Genomic DNA, 21562 nt, shown 5'->3' with positions numbered 1-21562 from the left:
GTTAAAGAGCAGTGCAACGCGGCTTTCGCTCACCGTTGCGAGGTCCCGTATAATACGTTTTCCTCATTCAGAGTCAAGTGATTATTTTCACTTTTCTCTGTCGGCATTCATCTCTGAACCCCGCTAACCCGGCGGCTTTCAAGCCGTTGTTCCGTGTCAGTGGAGGCGCATTATAGGGAGTTCTCAGACGTTGACAACCCCTCTTTAAAAAAAAACGTTCAACCGTCTCTTTTTTGCTCAAAACCGTGCTACAGCGCGAGTTTTTCGAGCGTTTCAAACCCATAACGGCGCAAAACGGGTAAAAGTTGTTCAGTCTCGTTTGTTAGTGCCATACAAAACGCGATATTCGCATCGGCAGATTTGGCATCCGGCGCTTCATGTTCCAGCAGCCAGGCAGTACGACGGGCAATAGCCGCACCGGAATCCACCAGACGCGTCCCCTCCGGCAGTACTTCTAACAATTCTTCCTGTAAGAGCGGGAAATGAGTGCAGCCCAGAACGACGGTATCCGGCGGTTCCGGCATACGCAGCCACGGGCGAAGAATACGACGCAGCTCCTCAAGTGGCACCGTCTTGCCATGCAGCTTCGCTTCAGCCATCTCCACCAGCTCTGCCGAACCGAGCATCGCGATCTGACATTCATTGGCAAAACGATCGATCAATTCACGCGTATAAGGACGCTTCACCGTGCCGCGCGTAGCCAGCAGACCCACAATACCATTCGCAGTCAGGCGCGCAGCAGGCTTTATTGCGGGAACGACGCCCACAACCGGGAACTGAAATTTTGCGCGCAAGGCTGGCAGCGATACCGTGCTTGCCGTATTACAGGCGATGACCGCCAGCGCCAGGGGATAACGCTGCTGTACCGCGGTGACGATTTCAACGACACGCTCAACAATAAAGTCCTCGCTCTTCTCCCCATAAGGGAAAGCGACGTTATCGAAGGCGTAGATATAATGGAGATCCGGCAGGAGATGCCGAATCTCATCATAGACCGAAAGCCCACCGACGCCGGAATCAAATACCAGCACGGTGGGACGCGGATTAGAAGGTGTAGCTGCCAGACAAGGTGTATTCCCGTCCTGCAGTTTGGTAGCCATAAACTGTCTCGTAATCTTTATCGAACAGGTTGGCTATTTTACCACGAACTGTAAGGTGAGAGGTGACAGGATATGAAACTGCGACATCCCACAGGCTTACCCCGCCCATTTTCACGCGTTCTGACGCATACGTGTCTGGATCGATCGCGACATCATAGCGGGTGCCGAGGTAACGGTAAGCGAGGTTCCAGTCGAGATCCCATACCTGCCAGTCAAGTTGATACTTAACCTGCTGCTTAGAACGGCGGGCCAGCACTTCATGAGTTTTGGCGTTACGCGGGTCAACATAATCATAGGAGATTTGATGTCCAACCGGTCCAGTTTCGAACTGTGCCGTCGCTTCCACACCTTTAATACGCGCTTCGTCAACGTTGTAGTACCGATACGTATGCGGATCGCTGCTGATCAGGTTATCAATATCATTACGATAACCGGTGATACGCCAGTTGACCGGTCCCGTCAGGCCTTCAAAGCCCCCTTCCCACTGTTTACTCTCCTCCGGTTTAAGGTTCGGATTGCCGTAAGAAGCGCTGTGGATCTGGCTCATCGTCGGTGCTTTAAAAGCGGTGCCGTAGGAGGCAATCACGCGATAGCCATCCACAAACTCCCACGCTGCGCTGGTTTGCCACGTGCCATGGTTGCCAAAGTTGGAGTTGTCGTCATTACGCGCCGCCGCTTCCAGCGTCACGCTGTTGAACTGCTGCATCGCAGACGCGAACACGCCGGTATTACGTTGCTCGTAACCTTTTTCCAGGTAACCGGTCCCAGCCTGCGTCTTCTGCTTTTGCCAGTCCAGGCCTGCGCCGATATTGCCATGGCCAACTTCTATAGTGTTGAGCCATTGGGTGGTGTACTGCTTCACGTCATCCATGGTTGCGGAATCAGCGTAGCGCCCTTTCTTCGGATCATAGTTCTGATCTTTACTGCGGCCGTAACCCGCCACCAGCTGTGACTGGAAAATCCCCTGGCTGTAACGCAAACCGGTATCCCAGTTCTGGCTGTAAAGCTGGCGAGTATCAGGTCGTCCATCCACCATAAAATTGGCGTCGTAATGATCGTAACCGTCATACGCAGTGCGGTTGTCATAACCAAAGCCACGGAAGAACCCGCTCACGCTGTCGGTAATTTGCTGTTCCACGGAGCCGTACAGCGATTTACTCATAAAACCATCGCGGTCAGGCTGGCGCGGCGCATCCTGGGCAGCAATATCAAAGCCGCGGGTATAGGTGTAGTTACCCGCCATAGTGATTTTGGTTTTATTCAGCACCTGCTGGAAAGCGCCATCATAGGTCTGGTAGCCCTTAGAGCCGACGCCCGCTGAGATTTCCGCACCCGGCTTATCACGCCCGGTGATGATGTTAATCACGCCGCCAATCGCGTCGGAGCCATACAGCGCAGAACGCGGGCCACGGACGTATTCGATTCGCTGAATCAGCGAGGTTGGGATTTGGCTCAGATCGGGAACGTTGCTAATCCCGGCGCTGTTCAACGGTACACCGTCAATCAGGACCAGAACATGACGGGATTCAGTGCCGCGAATAAAGGTAGAAGAGGTGGCACCCAGGCCACCGCTTTGCGCGATATCTACGCCCGGCAGACGTGACATAATCTCCACAACGCTCTTTGCCTGCCAGCGCTCAATATCTTCACGCGTCACCACGGACGTCGGTGCCAGAACTGTTTTTGCCGGTTGTTCAAAACGATTTGCTGTCACCACCAACGAGTCAGCGCTATCCTGCGCCCAGCCCGAAAATGCCGTAACGGACAACGCCGTTAACAGCGATACTTTTTTAATCATTGTTAAAGCATCCACAATATAAGAAGGATGCCGCAGGCCTCATCTATAGCACGCGATGATGAAACCAAATGCGACGTGATCCCGGCAGGTCTTCGGGCTGGGTGGCGTTTTGTGGATGAAGACTTCCCATTTTCACAGTGTCTGCAACTCTCATCCCGCCAGTCTTTACCGCTGCGCGTCAGCTCCAGATTTACACTGGATTCCCTTTTCACTCTCAGGAGACCGGAAACAGAATGCTACAATTAGACACGTATAGATGTCCAGATAGCTATTAGCCATTAAATCTGGACATCCACTGCACAATCCCTACAATCCCCGCGTAATTCTTTATCACTCAGGACGCATCATGACCCCCGAACACCTCCCGACAGAACAGTACGACGCACAGCTGGCAGAGAAAGTTGTCCGCCTGCAAAGTATGATGACGCCTTTCAACGCGCCCGTTCCTGAGGTGTTCCGTTCCCCCGTCAGCCACTACCGTATGCGCGCCGAGTTCCGCATCTGGCACGATGGCGACGACCTGTATCACATCATCTTCGATCAGCAGACTAAATCCCGTATCCGGGTTAACAGCTTCCCGGCGGCGAGTGAGCTGATTAACCAGCTCATGACTCTGATGATTGACGGTGTGCGCAACAACCCGGTGCTGCGCCATAAGCTGTTCCAGATTGACTACCTGACCACCCAAAGCAATCAGGCCATTGTCTCTCTGCTGTACCACAAGGCGCTTAACGACGAGTGGCGCGAGCAGGCAGAAGCGCTGCGCGATGCGCTACGGGCGCAAAACATCAACGTTCACCTGATTGGCCGCGCGACAAAAACCAAAATCCTGCTGGATCAGGATTACATCGATGAGCGCCTGTCGGTGGCAGGAAAAGAGATGGTTTACCGTCAGGTAGAGAACAGCTTCACCCAACCTAACGCGGCGATGAACGTGCAAATGCTGGAGTGGGCGCTGAAAGCGACCGAAGGGTCAAAGGGGGATCTGCTTGAGCTGTACTGTGGGAATGGCAACTTCTCGCTGGCACTGGCGCGCAATTTCGAGCGCGTACTGGCAACGGAAATTGCCAAACCGTCCGTTGCGGCCGCGCAGTACAACATTGCCGCCAACCATATCGACAACGTGCAGATTATTCGTATGGCAGCAGAAGAGTTTACGCAGGCCATGAACGGCGTGCGCGAATTTAACCGTCTTGAGGGGATCGATCTGAAGGGCTATCAGTGCGAGACGATTTTTGTCGATCCGCCGCGCAGTGGCCTGGACAGCGAAACCGAGAAGATGGTGCAGGCATACCCGCGTATTTTGTACATTTCCTGTAACCCGGAAACGCTGTGCAAAAACCTGGAAACATTAAGCCAGACGCACAAGGTTGAACGTCTGGCGCTGTTCGATCAGTTCCCGTATACGCACCATATGGAATGCGGTGTTTTACTTACCGCACGGTGATCTGTAGGCCGGATAAGCGTAGCGCCATCCGGCGTTTTTGGCAGGTGGCGCTTCGCTTACCTGCCCTACAAATAATTCCTTACTCCGGCAACTGGCTCTTACGGTTGCGCATGCGAGAGCCAATCCAGAACACCAGCGCCACAGACAGAACAGCAGGGAAGAAGTTAGAGCCGATATCCGGGTACTCTGCGCGCACCACCGTGCTGTACAGCAACACACCCAGAATAAAGCAGGCAGCGGCCAGACCCGGTAACCCCACCGGCATGGTGCGGTTCAGATAACGCTGGTGCAGGCAGTAAACCGTCAGCACCAGGGCGATAAGCGGGAAAATCGAGAAGGGTACGATGGAGCTAAAAATAGCGGCAAACGTACCATTAATGGATAAGCCAGCGATCAATGCCAGCAACAGTGTCCCTTTATCCTGACCTGACTGTTTCATTACTCACCTTCACTCTTCGGTTTGATGTGCCAGTTTCTCTTGTTCACGGCGATACCAGTAGTACGCACCTTTGGAGATCATCCTGAGCTGCAATACCAGTCGCTCTTCGAGTTGCTTACGTTGTTCAATGCTGACATCCAGCGCTTCGGCACCTGCACTAAAAACAATCGTCACCATTGCTTCAGCCTGTGCTTCGCTGAACGCACGCGGCATATGGTTTTCGAGTTCAAGATAGTCGGCAAGTTCCGCAATGAAATGCTGAATTTCACGCGCGACAGCGGCACGAAATGCCGCTGACGTCCCTGAACGCTCGCGCAGCAACAGGCGAAACGCGTTGGGGTTATTGCCGATAAATTCCATAAAGGTCGACACGGAAGTACGGATAACGCTACCGCCTTTCGCGATACGCTGCCGCGCCTGGCGCATCAGCTGGCGCAGCATGAGCCCACTCTCGTCGACCATGGTCAGACCCAGTTCATCCACATCACGGAAATGGCGATAGAAGGACGTTGGCGCAATCCCGGCCTCGCGTGCGACTTCACGCAGGCTCAAACTGGCAAAACTCCGCTCAGCACTCAGTTGACTGAATGCAGCTTCCACCAGCGAACGCCGGGTTTTCTCTTTTTGTTGTGCTCTTACGCCCATCACGATAGTTGAATCCTTCCAAAGGTCTGATGGCACTATACCAGAGAATAAAATTAATCTGTTTACCTGGCTTTGTGAATGATTGTTTACGCGCGCTTTGTGCTCCACTGCCGGAAAAAAGCACAACGATAATTGGGTTACCCTGGCAATGATGTTATGATTCTGTTGCTTTTATGTATAAGAACAGGTAAGCCTTGCCATGCCACATTCCTACGATTACGACGCAATAGTTATTGGTTCCGGCCCCGGCGGCGAAGGCGCTGCTATGGGTCTGGTAAAACAGGGAGCCAGAGTAGCAGTCATTGAGCGCTACCATAATGTTGGCGGCGGTTGCACCCACTGGGGCACCATCCCTTCCAAAGCCCTCCGCCACGCCGTTAGCCGCATTATTGAATTTAACCAGAACCCTCTTTACAGCGACCACTCCCGACTTCTTCGTTCCTCTTTTGCCGATATCCTGAATCATGCAGATACCGTTATTAACCAGCAGACACGCATGCGTCAGGGTTTTTACGAGCGTAACCATTGCGAAATTCTTCAGGGTAACGCGCATTTTGTGGATGAACATACGCTGGCGCTGGAGTGTCACGACGGTTCGGTTGAAACCCTCACCGCTGAAAAATTTGTTATCGCCTGTGGTTCCCGCCCGTATCATCCGGCAGACGTGGATTTCTCCCACCCGCGCATTTACGACAGCGATTCCATCCTCAGCCTGCACCATGAACCTCGCCATGTGATTATCTATGGCGCGGGGGTGATCGGGTGTGAATATGCGTCTATCTTCCGCGGAATGGATGTCAAAGTTGATCTGATTAACACCCGCGACCGCCTGCTGGCTTTCCTGGATCAGGAGATGTCAGACTCGCTCTCCTACCACTTCTGGAACAGCGGTGTAGTGATTCGCCACAACGAAGAGTACGAGAAGATCGAAGGCTGCGACGACGGCGTGATCATGCATCTGAAGTCTGGCAAAAAGCTGAAAGCCGACTGCCTGCTGTATGCTAACGGCCGTACCGGTAACACCGATTCACTGGCGCTGGAAAACATCGGTCTGGAGACGGACAGCCGTGGTCAGTTGAAGGTTAACAGCATGTACCAGACTGCCCTGCCGCACGTTTACGCGGTCGGTGACGTGATTGGTTACCCGAGCCTCGCTTCCGCGGCCTATGACCAGGGGCGCATTGCGGCGCAGGCGCTGGTAAAAGGCGAAGCGACGGCGCATCTGATCGAAGACATTCCAACGGGGATTTACACCATTCCGGAAATCAGCTCCGTAGGGAAAACCGAGCAGCAGTTGACCTCCATGAAGGTGCCTTACGAGGTGGGTCGCGCCCAGTTTAAACATCTGGCACGGGCACAAATTGTTGGCATGAGCGTGGGAACGCTGAAGATCCTGTTCCATCGTGAAACGAAAGAGATCCTCGGTATTCACTGCTTTGGTGAACGCGCGGCGGAAATCATTCATATCGGCCAGGCGATAATGGAGCAAAAAGGTGGCGGTAACACCATTGAGTACTTCGTTAACACCACCTTTAACTACCCAACCATGGCGGAAGCCTATCGGGTCGCCGCGCTGAACGGTTTAAACCGCCTGTTTTAACGCGTTGTCAAAATGGCCATCCATCGCACCACGGATGGCCTCTGCCAGCTGCTCATAGCGGCTGCGCAGCGGTGACCCCGGACGATAAACCAGACCTATAGTACGACGTGGCTCTGGTTTAATGCACGGCAGGTAAACCACACCGTCGCGTTTACGCTCGCGCGGCACGGCCAGCGCAGGCAGCAACGTAATACCACTTCCCGCCGCCACCATATTACGTAGCGTTTCCAGGCTGGTTGCGCGGAAATGGGTATCTTCATCCGCTCCCGCTTCAAAACAGAAGCCCATCGCCTGATCGCGCAGGCAGTGGCCATCTTCCAGCATCAGCAGCTTTTCACCGGCCAGATCGGCCATCGGCACGCGATCGCGGTTCGCCCACGGGTGATCTTCGTAGATCGCCAGCATCATCGGCTCGTCAAACAGCGGCACTTCGATAAAGGCTTCGCTCTCTTTTACCAGCGCCAGAATGGCGCAGTCGAGCTTGCCGCTATCTAACTGTGCCAGCAGCTGATGGGTTTGCGCTTCATGCAGATACATTTCGAGTTTCGGGAACGTCTGGTGCAGCATCGGAATGATGTGCGGCAGAAGGTACGGACCAACGGTTGGGATCAGGCCAATATGCAGCGGGCCGGACATGGTCTCCCCTTGCTGACTTGCCATTTCCTTGAGCACTTTGACCTCGCGCAGCACGGTGCGCGCCTGATCCACCAGCAGCAAACCCGCCTGAGTGAACAGCACTTTACGACTGGTGCGCTCCAGCAGCATCACGCCCAGCTCATCTTCCAGCTTGCGGATCTGACCGCTCAGCGTAGGCTGGCTGACGTGGCATGAATCTGCCGCACGGCGAAAATGGCGATGCTCGGCTAACGCTACCAGGTATTCAAGATCACGAATATTCATTATTCATCCTCCGTCGCCACGATAGTTCATGGCGATAGATAGCATAGCAACGAACGATTATCCCTATCAAGCATTCTGTTGAATAATACACCACATAGACGAGGCGGCACGTGTTTGACCCTTAACGTCCCCGCACCGTCAGCGAGTTTCTCTCAAAACTCGAACAACTAAAGCCAACGTGAACTTTTGCGGACCCCGTGGTCCGCTTTTTTTTGCGTAAAAAAGCCCGGGGGTAAAAGCAAAATGGCAACCGAAGTTGCCATTTTTAGGGTTTGCTCCCTCTCCCTGTGGGAGAGAGCCGGGGTGAGGACACCAGCCCGCACAAATCAAACCAACCGGTTTTTCGCGTCCGCAATCGCCTGCGCCACCTGCTTCGGCGACACACCGCCTTTCGCCGCACGCTTATCCAGGCATGACTGCAACGAGAGAATCGGGTACACATCCTCCCCGATAACCGCACTGAATTTCTGCAGGTCGGCAAGCGCCAGCTCTTCCAGCGGTTTCCCCTGACGAATCGCTTCCACTACCGCTTCGCCCACAATGTGGTGCGCTTCACGGAACGGTACGCCTTTCGCCACCAGGTAATCCGCCAGTTCGGTCGCGTTTGCATAACCCTGCTGCGCCGCTTCCTGGCAACGAGGACGTTTCACCTGAATGCCGTCCAGCACCAGCGCGCCCATATGCAGGCAGTCCAGCCAGGTGTCGAGCGCGTCGAACAGCCCTTCTTTGTCTTCCTGCATATCTTTGTTGTACGCCAGCGGCAGCCCTTTCAGGGTCATCATCATGCCGGTCAGTGCGCCCTGTACGCGGCCACACTTCCCGCGGATCAGCTCCAGCGCATCCGGGTTTTTCTTCTGCGGCATCAGGGAAGAGCCGGACGTCACACGGTCAGACAACTCCACAAATCCGGCTTCGCCAGAGTTAAAGAAGATCAGGTCTTCGGCAAAGCGTGACAGGTGGACCATCCCGATAGAAGCATTCGACAGCAGTTCCAGCACGTGGTCACGGTCAGAGACGCTGTCCAGACTGTTACGGGTGGCAGACGCAAAGCCCAGCCAGCCTGCCAGCTGCTCGCGGTCAATTTCATATGCCGTACCCGCCAGCGCACCGCTGCCCAGCGGGCTGACGTCCAGGCGCTTCAGGGTATCCTGCAGACGGCTTTCGTCACGCGCCAGCATCTCGACATAGGCCAGACACCAGTGCGCAAAGGTCACCGGCTGCGCACGCTGCAAATGGGTATAACCCGGCATCACCGCGTCCTGGTTGTTCTGTGCCGTTTCCACCAGCGCGCTCTGCAGCTGACGGTTAGCCGCCAGCAGCTCCGCGACGGTATCTTTACACCACAGCTTCAGATCGGTCGCGACCTGGTCGTTACGGCTACGGCCGGTGTGCAGCTTTTTACCCAGCTGGCCAACTTTGTCGATCAGTTTGCCTTCTACCCAGCTGTGAATATCTTCGGCATCGCTCTGCAGAATTTGCTGCGGATCCAGACGCACTTCTTCCAGCAGATTATTGAGCGCCTCTTCCAGCTGCTGCTGCTCCTCTGCGGTCAGCACGCCCACCGTCACCAGCGCTTTGGACCAGGCCACAGAGCCGACGATATCCTGTTCGGCCAGGCGGTAGTCGAAGCGCAAAGAGTCGTTGAACTGTTTGAACCGTTGATCCGCTGCCTGTGTAAAACGCCCACCCCAAAGTGCCATAACATCGTTCCTTTATTCGTTAGTTCCGCCGGGTGGCGCTGCGCTTACCCGGCCTACGGTCATTCATTAATAACTTACGCTAAAATACGCGTGCCAATCGGCGTGCCGTTAAACAGCGCCGGAAGCTGCTCCGCGTGACGCCAGGAGGCGATATCCACCGGGCGCCCGAGCGTACGGGCGGCATCCAGCGCGGCATTCACTTTGACGATCATCCCGTCGGTAATAATGCCCTGGGCGATCAGCTGTTCGGCTTTTGCCGCGGTCATTTCCGCAATGCGCTGGCCTTTGCCGTCCAGAATACCGCTCACATCGGAGAGCAGGATCAGGTCCGCGCCCAGCGTTGCCGCCAGTGCCGTCGCCGCCTGGTCCGCATTCACGTTCATCAGCTCACCCTCTTCGGTCACCCCGATAGAGCTCACCACCGGCAGGAAACCGCCTTCCAGCAGCGTGTTAATCAGCTTAGGCGAACCTGGCTGCGCCAGTCCAACGTGGCCGAGTTCTTCATCGAGCTGGGTCACTTTTACGCTGTCACCGTCGCCCAGATAGAGGCCAACGGAGGCAATGTGGTGTTTCTTCGCCCAGGACAACAGAGTCTTATTCGCCGTACCTGCCAGCGCACCGGTGATGATGTCAATCTGGTCGGCAGGCGTCACGCGCAGGCCGTTTTTCTTTTTCACCGGCAGGTTGAGCCCTTTCATCAGCTCATCCACTACGCAGCCGCCGCCGTGCACAATCACCAGCGGACGCTGGTGTGATTCGCGATAGTTAACCAGCGCGGTAAACAGACGCTCCAGCGCTTCTTCGCTGTCCAGCAGTACACCACCGAGTTTGATAATTAATGGGTTCATCATCACACCTTAAATAAGAGCCTGCGTTTCCGGGAAACCGAAACGAATATTTGCACACTGCATTGCCTGAGCGGCAGCGCCTTTGAGTAAGTTATCTTCTGCTGCCACCACGATCAGATGCTCGCCCTGCACGGCATAGCCGATGTCGCAGAACGGCAGGCCAACCACGTTTTTCAGCGCGGGCACGCCTTTGTCGTAGAGACGCACCAACGGTTTATCCGCATACGCCTGAGTAAAGGCCTCGCTCACCTGGTCTTTGGTCACGCCCGGTTTCAGGCGGCAGGTAATGGTTTCGAGGATCCCACGCGGGAAGCTGCCCAGGTGCGGTGTAAAGATGACATTGGCCCCCAGATGGGTGGTGATTTCCGGATGATGGCGGTGATTAAACACGCCATACGGCTGCAGGCTGACTTCACAGAAGCTGTTAGAAATAGCAGCCTTGCGTCCGGCACCGCTGACACCACTGGTGGCGTTGATCACCGGCCACTGGTTCAGATCCAGTAGGTCTGCGTCGATCAGCGGCTTCAGAGAAAGCTGTGCGGCCGTCGGGTAGCAGCCCGGCACGGCAATCAGATCGGCTTCTTTCAGCTTGTCTGCGCTCCACTCCGCCAGCCCATACACGGCTTTTGCAAGCAGGTCCGGGTGCTGATGGGTAAAGCCATAATATTTTTCGTAGAACGCGCCGTCGTTAACACGGAACGCGCCGGAGAGGTCGAACACCACGCAACCGGCCGCCAGGAATTGCGGCGCCAGGTCGTGACTGACCTCGTGCGCGGTGGCCAAAAACACCACGTCGACGCCGTCAGTGAACTCGCTGATGTCAGACATTGGCTGCAGCGGCAAGTCGACAATGCCCTTAAGCCACGGATGCAAATCGGAAATTAACTTTCCTGCATCATTGCTTTGCGCTGACACGGTCAAAGCGGTTATGGTCATATGTGGATGGCGATTCACGTAGCTTACAAGCTCTGCGCCCGCATAACCGCTAGCGCCTACAATCAGCGTATTCAACATCGGGTTCCTTTATGCTCAACGTTAATGTATTTTTATTCACATTTATTGCATGAATATTGATACTATCACGACCTAAGGTGTGTCAACAATGAAAATGAACTTACCGCCATTTATCGAGATTTACCGCGCCCTGATTGCCACACCCTCCATCAGTGCGACCGAAGAAGCGCTGGATCAGAGCAATGAGTCTTTAATCAATCTGCTGGCGGGTTGGTTTAGCGATCTTGGCTTTAACGTTGAGGTTCAGCCCGTACCTGGAACACGCCATAAATTTAACCTGCTCGCCAGCACCGGACACGGCGCAGGCGGACTGCTGCTGGCCGGTCATACCGACACGGTGCCGTTTGACGATGGCCGCTGGACCCGCGACCCGTTTACCCTGACCGAACATGACAACAAGCTTTACGGCCTTGGCACCGCCGACATGAAAGGCTTCTTCGCCTTTATCCTTGACGCGCTGCGTGACGTGGACGTGACAAAACTGAAAAAGCCGCTCTACATTCTGGCGACCGCCGATGAAGAGACCAGCATGGCGGGGGCACGTTACTTCTCAGAAAACACATCGATTCGCCCGGATTGCGCCATCATCGGTGAGCCAACGTCATTACAACCGATCCGTGCGCATAAAGGCCATATCTCCACGGCAGTGCGCGTGATGGGCCAGTCCGGCCACTCCAGCGACCCGGCGCGTGGCGTCAACGCCATTGAGCTGATGCACGACGCCATCGGCCGCATCATGACTCTGCGCGACGAACTGAAAGAGCGGTATCACTACGATGCCTTCACCGTGCCGTATCCAACGCTGAACCTCGGGAGCCTGCACGGTGGCGATGCCTCTAACCGTATCTGCGCCTGCTGTGAGCTGCACATGGATATCCGTCCGCTGCCGGGCATGACGCTGAGCGATCTCGACGGCTTGCTGACCGAAGCGCTGGCCCCGGTGAGTGAACGCTGGCCTGGCCGCCTGACGGTGTCTGAACTGCATCCACCGATCCCGGGTTATGAATGTCCACCGGATCATCAGCTGGTTGAAGTGGTGGAAAAACTGCTCGGCGAGAAAACCGACGTGGTGAACTACTGCACCGAAGCGCCGTTTATTCAGACGCTGTGCCCGACGCTGGTACTTGGCCCAGGCTCCATCAACCAGGCGCACCAGCCAGATGAATACCTGGAAACCCGCTTCATCAAGCCCACCCGCGAACTGATTACCCAGGTCGTGCATCACTTCTGCTGGCATTAAAACCGCACCGATTAGTCCCCTCTCCCGGTGGGAGAGGGTTAGGGTGAGGGCAACAAATCCCGCGATCTCGGTCACATTCCCATAAGCATCTCTTATCTGACGCAATGCGAATTAAATTTCGTAAATTGCCCGCATTTATTCGTTTGCTGAACCGTTTTCGCAGCAATTGACGACGGGGGTTTTACATGGCTTTATAAAGGGAGATGACAAAATAATGTCCAGAAGATTTTCGCATGGGCATAAACAAAAATGATGGGGTGACTGGGTTTTTATGAACGAACAATATTCCGCGTTGCGTAGTAATGTCAGTATGCTCGGCAAAGTGCTTGGAGATACCATCAAAGATGCGTTGGGGGAAAACATCCTCGACCGCGTTGAAACCATCCGCAAGCTGTCTAAATCTTCCCGTGCCGGTAACGAAGCGAGTCGTCAGGAGCTGCTCACCACCTTGCAGAACCTCTCTAACGATGAGCTGCTGCCCGTTGCACGCGCATTCAGCCAGTTCCTGAACCTGGCAAACACGGCTGAGCAATACCATAGCATTTCGCCAAACGGCGAAGCTGCCAGCAACCCGGAAGTCATTGCCCGTACGCTTCGTAAACTCAAAGACCAGCCAAACCTCAACGAAGCCACCATTAAAAAAGCGGTGGAGTCCCTTTCGCTGGAGCTGGTGCTGACTGCCCACCCAACCGAAATCACCCGTCGCACCCTGATCCACAAAATGGTCGAAGTGAACAACTGTCTGAAACAGTTGGATAACAAAGACATTGCCGACTACGAACGTAACCAGCTGATGCGCCGTCTGCGCCAATTGATTGCGCAGTCCTGGCACACCGATGAAATTCGTAAGCATCGCCCAAGCCCGGTAGACGAGGCCAAATGGGGCTTTGCGGTGGTGGAAAACAGCCTGTGGGAAGGGGTGCCGAACTACCTGCGTGAGCTGAACGAACAGCTGGAAGCAAACCTGGGCTATCGCCTGCCAGTAGATTTTGTCCCGGTACGCTTTACCTCCTGGATGGGCGGTGACCGCGACGGTAACCCGAACGTGACGGCGGAAATCACCCGCCACGTGCTGCTGCTGAGCCGCTGGAAAGCCACCGATCTGTTCCTGAAAGACATTCAGGTGCTGATCTCCGAGCTGTCGATGGTGGAAGCAACGCCAGAACTGCGCGCGCTGGCTGGTGAAGAAGGTGCCAGCGAGCCGTATCGTTTCCTGATGAAAAAACTGCGCAGCCAGCTGATGGCGACCCAGGCCTGGCTGGAAGCACGCCTGAAAGGCCAGCGCCTGCCGAAGCCGGAAGGTCTGCTGAGCCAGAACGAACAGCTCTGGGAACCGCTATACGCTTGCTATAAATCACTACAGGCCTGCGGGATGGGCATCATCGCCAATGGCGAACTACTCGACACCCTGCGCCGCGTGAAGTGTTTTGGCGTGCCGCTGGTGCGTATCGACGTGCGTCAGGAGAGCACCCGCCATACCGAAGCGCTGGGCGAACTGACCCGTTATCTTGGCATTGGCGACTACGAAAGCTGGTCTGAAGCCGACAAACAGGCCTTCCTGATCCGCGAGCTGAACTCCAAGCGTCCTCTGCTGCCGCGCAACTGGGAGCCAAGCAACGAAACCCGCGAAGTGCTCAACACCTGTAAAGCGATCGTGGATGCGCCAAAAGGATCGGTCGCCGCCTATGTGATCTCGATGGCGAAAACCCCGTCCGACGTGCTGGCCGTTCACCTGCTGCTGAAAGAAGCCGGTATCGACTATGCCCTGCCGGTCGCCCCGCTGTTTGAAACCCTCGACGACCTGAACAATGCCAATGATGTAATGACCCAGTTACTGAACATCGACTGGTATCGCGGCTTTATTCAGGGCAAACAGATGGTGATGATCGGCTATTCCGACTCCGCAAAAGATGCGGGCGTGATGGCGGCATCCTGGGCGCAATATCAGGCGCAGGACGCGCTGATCAAAACCTGCGAGAAAGCCGGTATTGAGCTGACGCTGTTCCACGGTCGCGGTGGCTCCATTGGCCGTGGCGGTGCGCCTGCGCACGCGGCGCTGCTCTCTCAGCCGCCGGGAAGCCTGAAAGGCGGCCTGCGCGTGACCGAACAGGGCGAGATGATCCGCTTCAAATACGGCCTGCCGGAAGTGACCATCAGCAGCCTGTCGCTCTATACCAGTGCGATTCTCGAAGCAAACCTGCTGCCACCGCCGGAGCCGAAAGAATCCTGGTGTCGCATTATGGATGAGCTGTCTGACATCTCGTGCGACCTGTACCGCGGCTACGTGCGTGAAAACAAAGACTTCGTACCTTACTTCCGCTCTGCTACGCCAGAGCAGGAGCTGGGCAAACTGCCACTGGGTTCACGTCCGGCTAAGCGTCGTCCGACCGGCGGCGTGGAGTCTCTGCGTGCAATCCCGTGGATCTTCGCCTGGACGCAGAACCGTCTGATGCTGCCAGCCTGGCTGGGTGCCGGTGCGGCGCTGCAGAAGGTGGTGGAAGATGGCAAACAGAACGAACTGGAAACCATGTGCCGCGACTGGCCATTCTTCTCTACCCGTCTGGGTATGCTGGAGATGGTCTTCTCGAAAGCTGACCTGTGGCTGGCGGAATACTACGATCAGCGCCTGGTGAAACCAGAGCTGTGGGCGCTGGGTAAAGAGCTGCGCGAACTGCTGGAAGGCGACATCAAAGTGGTGCTGGATATCGCCAACGACTCCCATCTGATGGCCGATCTGCCGTGGATTGCCGAGTCTATCCAGCTGCGTAACATCTATACCGACCCACTGAACGTCCTGCAGGCGGAGCTGCTGCACCGTTCGCGTCTGGCGGAAGAGGAAGGTAAAGATCCGGATCCACGCGTTGAACAAGCGCTGATGGTGACGATAGCGGGCGTTGCAGCGGGTATGCGTAACACCGGCTAATGCTCACTGCCCGGCGGCGCTTCGCTTGCCGGGCCTACGACAGGTAGGCCGGGTAAGCGTTAGCGCCACCCGGCAATACCTCGGTATTTACACCATGCAGCATGATATTACCCACATCCTGACTGACCTGATTAGCGGTACGATGCCGCTACGTCAGGTTCATTTCGCCAACCCCGCCCTCTGCGCACCCGAACTCGCCCTGCAGGTTGATTTCCCTCGTCTGGAGATCGTGCTCGAAGGCTCGGTGAAAGACCAGGCGGCCTGCGTTTTACAGCAGGGTGATGTTTTATACGTTCCGGCGGGAGGCTGGAACGATCCGCAATGGCAAACGCCCGCGACAACGCTGAGCATCCTGTTTGGTAAACAGCAGCTTGGATTTAGTCTTTTACACTGGAACGGCGTGGATGCTCGTAATCTTGCAAAACAGCACGTCGCCCGTCGGGGGCCACGCATCGGATCCTTCCTGTTACAGACGCTTCATGAAATGCAGATGCAGCCGCACGAGCAGCAAACAGCGCGACTGATTGTTGCCAGCCTGCTTAGCCACTGCGTCGATTTGTTGGGTAGCCAGATCCAGACCGCCTCCCGAAGTCAGGCGCTGTTTGAAGCTATTCGCGTTTATATCGATGAACATTATGCGACCCCGCTTACCCGGGAATCCGTAGCGCAGGCGTTTTACATCTCTCCGAACTATTTATCGCATCTTTTTCAGAAAACCGGCGCGGTAGGTTTTAATGAGTACCTGACCCACACGCGGCTGGAGCACGCGCGTCAGTTGCTGAAAGGGTATGACTTAAAGGTAAAAGAAGTGGCGCATGCCTGCGGTTTTGTCGACAGTAACTATTTCTGCCGTTTATTCCGTAAAAACACGGAGCGCTCGCCGTCGGAATACCGTCGTCAGTATCACAGCCAGCTAATCGGAAAAGCGGCTAATCCAGAATGACCTGCGTATGCTGCGGTGCGGATACCATTTTTCGTACCGCTGCCATGACCTTTTGCGGGTCCCGCAGGAAAGCATTAATGCCGCATTTCACATAGCGGGCGGATTCGAAGCGTTCGTTGCCCGCCAGCTCAATATCCGTGATAAGTAATACGACATCGGCGCGGCGGATATCGTCCTCCGTCAGCTCACTTTCAATGCCTAACGCTCCTTGCGTCTCAATGCGCACTGACCATTTCTCCTGCTGGCAAATTCGCTCCAGCCGTTCTGCGGCCATGTACGTATGCGCCACGCCGCTCACGCACGCGGTTACCGCCACCAGATGACGCCCTGCTATTACTGTCATTTTTAACCTCCAATGGTGACATGAAACCCTTTATCTTCGGCCATACGGCGCATTGCCGCGACCTCGTCAGCTGTCGGAGAACTCACCTCCCGCATCGACCATTGTTGCCCAAGCAGACGGTATTTTGGTTCACCATAAGAGTGAAACGGTAATAAATGCAGCTGCCGTACCCCTGAAGGTAATAAAAATGCCAGCACGCTCGCCATGTTGGCGTCAGTTAGCGTATAGCCCGGAATAAGCGGCACACGGGGGATGACGTTTATGCCTTCGGCCACCAGTTGCGTAAGGTTTCCCAGCACTCTGGGAAGATTTACTGCCGTCACCGAACGTGCCTGCTCAGGATCCATAATCTTCAGGTCAAACAGTACTTCATCACACTGGCGAGCCAGCGGCAGCAATCGGGACAGGGGCGCATCTCCCGCCGTCTCAATAGCGGTATGAATACCGTAGCGGCGCAAACGCTTAAGCAGCTGCGTCGCAAAGGGTGCCTGCATTAATACTTCCCCGCCTGACAGCGTCACCCCGCCTCCCGATGAGCGAAAGAAGACGTCATCCTTCATCACTTCGCGTTCCAGCTCGTCCAGCGTCACGTCGCGTCCGATGCGTTCAAACGCGCCGGACGGGCACTCGTCCGCATCACGCAGGCAGGGAGCGCAGTGCAAACATTTGCTCTCCCGGCGAACCGTCTCTATTTTCGGCGACATCGACTCAGGATTGGCGCACCACGGGCAACGGTGAGGACAGCCTTTGAAGAAGACTACCGTGCGAATACCTGCTCCGTCGTTCAACGAATAACGCTGAATATTGAAAATACGCGCTACGTCGGCGCGTGTTTCAACGACGTCACAGCTGATGCGCGGTCCGACGGATAATGTCATCCTGGATCTCCTTCGACAGCTCAACAAAGAAGGCGCTGTAGCCGGCAACGCGTACCACCAGCCCGGCAAAATCCTGAGGACGCCGCTGCGCCTCACGCAGGGTTTCCGCGTTGACCACGTTGAACTGGATATGCTGTAACTTAAGCTGCGTAAACGCACGGAGGAAGTCCGCCAGCTTCTGCAACCCGGCATCGCCTTCCAGCGTGGCGGGGGTGAATTTAACGTTTAGCAGCGTACCGTTAGATAACAGATAGTTATCCAGCTTGCTCACCGACTTCAGCACAGCCGTCGGCCCTTGCATATCCTGGCCGAGCATCGGAGAAAGCCCTCCATCTGCCAGCTGTTCACCCGCCAGGCGGCCATCCGGCGTAGCCCCCACGACCGCGCCAAGCGGCACATGGGCGGAGACGGTATACGAGCCAGGCGTGAAGATTCCACCACGCGGGTTGCGGTATTTTTCGACCTCTTTACAGTAATGGCGCAGCAGTTCCGCACTGATATTATCGACATCGTCGATATCATTACCGTATTTCTCAAAGCGATTGATCAGCCGCGCGCGTACCTTTTCGCCCTCCGGGGTGGCAAAATTCGCTTTTAACACCGCCAGCAGCTCGTCAAAACTTAAGCGTTGCTGTTCAAATACCAGCCCTTTCAGGGCGTGAAGCGAGTCGCTCAAATTAGCAATACCAATCCCCTGCACACCGGAGAAGTTATAGCGCGCGCCACCGTCAGTAATGTCTTTCCCCGTTTCCAGACAGTCGCTGATAAAGGAGGAGAGCAACGGCACGGGTGCCCAGTCGCGATGGCCGATATCGCAAATGTTGCTTCCTTCCACCATCAGTGCAATGTAGTGATTAATCCTGGCGCGTATATGTTCAATTAACCCCTCGTACGTCAGCCCGCTATTGCCTTCGTTCTCCTGCATGGCGATTTCCATTACCTTCAGCAGGTTAAACATGGCGATATCATGCAGGCCGTAAGTTTTCCCTGGAATCGACAGTTCAACGCAGCCGACAACCGCATAGTCACGCGCATCTTCCAGCGACACGCCGCGATTCAAAAAGGCAGGTACTATCACTTCATCGTTAAAAATCTGTGGAATGCCGGTGCCCAGCCGAATAGTCTCCGCTGTTTTCAGCAGGAAAGGCCGGTCGATCAGTTCGTTTACCCGTACGCCGAGGTTAGGCTGGGGAAGCTGAACGCTCTGGTAGGCATCCAGACACAGGAACGAAAGCACGTTCACCGCGCTACGCCCGTTTTCCGTCAGGCCACCCAGCAGCGCGGTATACCCGGTCGGGAACCCGGCAAAATAACGGGCGCTGCTGGTCGAGCGCAAGAGCACCACATCGTTACACTTCACCCACAGCGACTCCAGCAACTCTTTCAGAAACGCTGGATCGTCTCCCTGCGTTAACGAGGCCTGATAAAACGGCAGCATATACTGGTCAAAACGCCCGATGGAGAGCGAACTGGCGTTAGATTCGTACTGCAAAATGACGTTCATGTACCAGAACAGCTGACACGCCTGCCAGAAGGTTTGCGGCTTATGCTGTGCGTTGTGTCGCGAGATGTCGGCCATTGCCAGCAATTCTTCGCGGCGAGTAGCATCGCTGCTCTGAGCCAGTTCTTCAGCGAGCGCCGCATAACGCAGAATATGGCGCTGGGACGCTTCGAGCAGAATGAGCGCCGCTGCAAAGAACGTGTTTTGCGTATCACGAGCGCAGCGTTCACGCATTTCCGCCACCAGCGCGCCCAGCCCGTTATTAAGCAGGCGAGGATAATCAATAATGATATGCCCCTGCCCTTTATCCGTCTGGTTGACGCTAAAAATCTGCGTCCCTACGGCGGCCTTCACCTCCTCCGTCATCTGGCTGTTGGTGAAATCTTTCATCGACCGGTTTTCCCAATAGGGATACAGCACCTCACGGTAGGTCTGCTTATCCTCATCGCTGATTTCAAAGCGATCCTGCGGACGGGTGGCGAACTGGTCCAGTTCCTTAAGCAACCAGTAGGGATCCATCTCCGGTGACATAATGCCTGCACGCGGCTTAACGGTGCGGTTTCCGGCAATCAGTTCTTCATCACGAATCGCGATTTCCACATGGTCGAGAATGTGCGCCGTTGCTTTCGCGCGACGGAGAATAACCGGTTCGCCTTCCGTCTGTTGATGGCTGGCTGTATAGAGCAGCGCACGTTCAAGCGAGATCTCGCGAGGGTTGGCAAAAAGCGCATTTTTCAAACGCGGTATACGATTCGTCATGATGGAACTCCTGTAACGGAAAAAACCAGCCAGCCCCGAAGGGCGGGAGAGCATCAGGCGGTTTGCGCCAGGTGGGCATCGATTTTGTTCATGATAGCGTCGGCACGTTTTACCGCGTCGCTGATATTGACGCGCACGATGGTTTTCCCGGCAAAACGCTCTTCGAATTTAATGCCGATATCTTTAGTCAGGATCACCATATCTGCCGCGGCGATATCCTCTGCCGTCAGTTCGTTCTCAAGACCAATCGACCCCTGCGTTTCTACCTTCACTTCCCAGCCTTTCGCTTTTGCGGCGCTTTCCAGCGCTTCGGCAGCCATATAGGTATGGGCAACGCCAGACGGACATGCGGTTACTGCGATAATTCGGGCCATGTTCTCTTCCTCACTTAGTTAATTTCGAAATCCAGATCCAGGTCATCCTCTTTTTCCTCGACCTGCTTTGTGTTCTTTCGGGCAATACGCTTTAGCACGTTGACGCTGACCGCCGTCACCACTGCACCCACGGCAACCGCCGCGATATAGCCGAGCTTGCCGTCCACCACGGGAAGCACAATTAACCCGCCCCATCCGGCATAGCATTGCGCGCCCATAACCGCAGCCGTGACCGCGCCGCAGGCGGAGCCCAACATGATGGAAGGAATCACGCGTAACGGGTCAGCTGCGGCAAACGGAATCGCTCCCTCGGTGACACCCACGCAGCCCATCACCAGCGCGGCTTTACCTGCTTCACGTTCTTCACCGGTAAAATTCTTACGGCCGATAAGCGTTGCCAGGCCTAACCCCAGCGGCGGTATGCAAATAGCCACGGCGGCAATTGCAACGACGGTATAAACGCCTTGCGCAACGCAAATCAGCATGAAGGCATAAGCCACTTTGTTGACCGGGCCGCCCATGTCGAACGCCAGCATGAGACCGATAATAATGGCGAGTACCACAATGCTGCCCTGCTGCATGCCTTGCAGCCACTGGGTGAGACCGGTAGTAAGCGCGCCTACAGGCTCGCCCAGTCCCCACATCATGATGCCTGCGGTAATAAACGTGCCGATAATCGGGATGATGAAGATAGGCATAACGGAACGCAGCACTTTCGGCACGGGCAGCTTTTTCAGATACCAGACGACAATGCCACCGAAAATCCCGGCGATAATTGCGCCAAAGAACCCTGCACCGAAGCTGTTGCCCACCCAGGCGGCAATAGCACAGGGAGCAAGCGCGGCGCGTTCTGCAATGGAATAACCAATATAGGCGGCGAGGAATGGCACCATCAGTGTTAAACCCGCCACACCGATGTCAAAGAGCTTTTTCAGATTGGGATCGGTTGCGGCATCGGGCACCGCACCTTTGCCGTATAGCATGACCGAAACCGCCAGCAGAATGCCGCCCGAGACCACAAACGGGATCATGTGCGACACCCCTGTCATCAGATGCTGTCGCGTGTTCTTGAGAATATGCACCAACGCTTTCATATGCCGCTCCAGGCCT

Annotated in this window: 18 protein-coding genes and 1 riboswitch; of the genes, 5 read left to right on the top strand and 13 right to left on the bottom strand. The window is 55.5% G+C overall.

Going from position 1 to position 21562, the window contains the following annotated elements:
- Positions 1-248: 248 nt before the first annotated feature.
- On the bottom strand, positions 249-1100 hold the full coding sequence (gene murI, locus M8370_RS06020) for a glutamate racemase (RefSeq protein WP_032618543.1): 852 nt from the start codon (positions 1098-1100) through the stop codon (positions 249-251).
- Complete coding sequence (btuB, locus tag M8370_RS06015; RefSeq protein ID WP_045294688.1) at positions 1045-2898, bottom strand: TonB-dependent vitamin B12 receptor BtuB; 1854 nt, start codon at positions 2896-2898, stop codon at positions 1045-1047. Before btuB ends, murI begins: the two co-directional genes overlap by 56 nt.
- A gap of 66 nt (positions 2899-2964) precedes the next feature.
- Positions 2965-3140: riboswitch (cobalamin riboswitch) on the bottom strand.
- A 104-nt stretch (positions 3141-3244) separates the two neighbouring features.
- Here btuB and trmA point away from each other — a divergent pair.
- The gene (trmA, locus tag M8370_RS06010) at positions 3245-4345 is read left to right on the top strand and encodes a tRNA (uridine(54)-C5)-methyltransferase TrmA (protein ID WP_250020649.1); all 1101 of its coding nucleotides are present in this window, start codon (positions 3245-3247) and stop codon (positions 4343-4345) included.
- Between the two features lie 79 nt (positions 4346-4424).
- On the opposite strand, the gene M8370_RS06005 is transcribed toward trmA, so the two are convergent.
- Both M8370_RS06005 and fabR read right to left on the bottom strand, forming a co-directional pair.
- Positions 4425-4784, bottom strand: a complete 360-nt coding sequence (locus M8370_RS06005; RefSeq protein ID WP_058683767.1) for a YijD family membrane protein — start codon at positions 4782-4784, stop codon at positions 4425-4427.
- A gap of 9 nt (positions 4785-4793) precedes the next feature.
- A complete protein-coding gene (gene fabR, locus M8370_RS06000) occupies positions 4794-5432 on the bottom strand; it encodes an HTH-type transcriptional repressor FabR (protein ID WP_250020647.1) in 639 nt (212 codons plus the stop codon).
- 196 nt (positions 5433-5628) lie between these two features.
- Here fabR and sthA point away from each other — a divergent pair, with 196 nt between their 5' ends.
- Positions 5629-7029 (top strand): Si-specific NAD(P)(+) transhydrogenase, encoded by a 1401-nt coding sequence (gene sthA, locus M8370_RS05995; protein ID WP_014833741.1) that lies wholly within the window; start codon positions 5629-5631, stop codon positions 7027-7029.
- Here sthA and oxyR read toward each other — a convergent pair.
- The 4 genes from oxyR to argC form a co-directional block, all read right to left on the bottom strand.
- Complete coding sequence (oxyR, locus tag M8370_RS05990; RefSeq protein WP_014833742.1) at positions 7012-7929, bottom strand: DNA-binding transcriptional regulator OxyR; 918 nt, start codon at positions 7927-7929, stop codon at positions 7012-7014. The genes sthA and oxyR overlap by 18 nt on opposite strands.
- Before the next feature lie 326 nt (positions 7930-8255).
- On the bottom strand, positions 8256-9629 hold the full coding sequence (argH, locus tag M8370_RS05985; RefSeq protein WP_038420809.1) for an argininosuccinate lyase: 1374 nt from the start codon (positions 9627-9629) through the stop codon (positions 8256-8258).
- A gap of 74 nt (positions 9630-9703) precedes the next feature.
- Positions 9704-10480, bottom strand: a complete 777-nt coding sequence (argB, locus tag M8370_RS05980) for an acetylglutamate kinase (protein WP_020686923.1) — start codon at positions 10478-10480, stop codon at positions 9704-9706.
- 6 nt (positions 10481-10486) lie between these two features.
- A complete protein-coding gene (gene argC / locus M8370_RS05975) occupies positions 10487-11491 on the bottom strand; it encodes an N-acetyl-gamma-glutamyl-phosphate reductase (RefSeq protein WP_020686922.1) in 1005 nt (334 codons plus the stop codon).
- 88 nt (positions 11492-11579) lie between these two features.
- Here argC and argE point away from each other — a divergent pair, with 88 nt between their 5' ends.
- From argE to M8370_RS05960, 3 genes are all read left to right on the top strand, one after another.
- Positions 11580-12731: an acetylornithine deacetylase gene (gene argE, locus M8370_RS05970; RefSeq protein ID WP_013099301.1), complete on the top strand. Its 1152-nt coding sequence runs from the start codon at positions 11580-11582 to the stop codon at positions 12729-12731.
- A 271-nt stretch (positions 12732-13002) separates the two neighbouring features.
- Positions 13003-15654, top strand: coding sequence for a phosphoenolpyruvate carboxylase (ppc, locus tag M8370_RS05965; RefSeq protein ID WP_013099302.1), 2652 nt, complete (start codon positions 13003-13005; stop codon positions 15652-15654).
- Positions 15655-15748: 94 nt separating this feature from the next.
- Positions 15749-16597: an AraC family transcriptional regulator gene (locus tag M8370_RS05960; RefSeq protein ID WP_029882884.1), complete on the top strand. Its 849-nt coding sequence runs from the start codon at positions 15749-15751 to the stop codon at positions 16595-16597.
- On the opposite strand, the gene M8370_RS05955 is transcribed toward M8370_RS05960, so the two are convergent.
- Genes M8370_RS05955 through M8370_RS05935 form a run of 5 tightly spaced genes read right to left on the bottom strand, consistent with a single transcriptional unit; the run spans position 16584 to position 21546 of the window.
- Positions 16584-16940 carry a PTS fructose-like transporter subunit IIB gene (locus tag M8370_RS05955; RefSeq protein ID WP_029882885.1) on the bottom strand — a complete coding sequence of 119 codons (357 nt, stop codon included), beginning with the start codon at positions 16938-16940 and terminating at the stop codon, positions 16584-16586. The genes M8370_RS05960 and M8370_RS05955 overlap by 14 nt on opposite strands.
- Positions 16941-16942: 2 nt before the next feature.
- A complete protein-coding gene (locus M8370_RS05950; protein ID WP_161657043.1) occupies positions 16943-17818 on the bottom strand; it encodes a [formate-C-acetyltransferase]-activating enzyme in 876 nt (291 codons plus the stop codon).
- Positions 17784-20078 carry a formate C-acetyltransferase gene (locus M8370_RS05945; RefSeq protein ID WP_250020645.1) on the bottom strand — a complete coding sequence of 765 codons (2295 nt, stop codon included), beginning with the start codon at positions 20076-20078 and terminating at the stop codon, positions 17784-17786. The genes M8370_RS05950 and M8370_RS05945 overlap by 35 nt, the downstream gene beginning before the upstream one ends.
- A gap of 53 nt (positions 20079-20131) precedes the next feature.
- Positions 20132-20452 carry a PTS fructose-like transporter subunit IIB gene (locus tag M8370_RS05940; protein WP_029882888.1) on the bottom strand — a complete coding sequence of 107 codons (321 nt, stop codon included), beginning with the start codon at positions 20450-20452 and terminating at the stop codon, positions 20132-20134.
- Between the two features lie 14 nt (positions 20453-20466).
- A complete protein-coding gene (locus M8370_RS05935) occupies positions 20467-21546 on the bottom strand; it encodes a PTS fructose transporter subunit EIIC (protein WP_020686915.1) in 1080 nt (359 codons plus the stop codon).
- Between the last annotated feature and the right edge of the window lie 16 nt (positions 21547-21562).

Origin of the sequence: Enterobacter cloacae complex sp. OE43NF (genome assembly GCF_023544405.1) — a bacterium.
In the GTDB taxonomy this organism is placed as follows: Bacteria; Pseudomonadota; Gammaproteobacteria; order Enterobacterales; family Enterobacteriaceae; genus Enterobacter; species Enterobacter cloacae.
The sequence above is the reverse complement of the archived record's forward strand: the minus strand, read 5'-3'. Positions and strand labels throughout refer to the sequence as shown.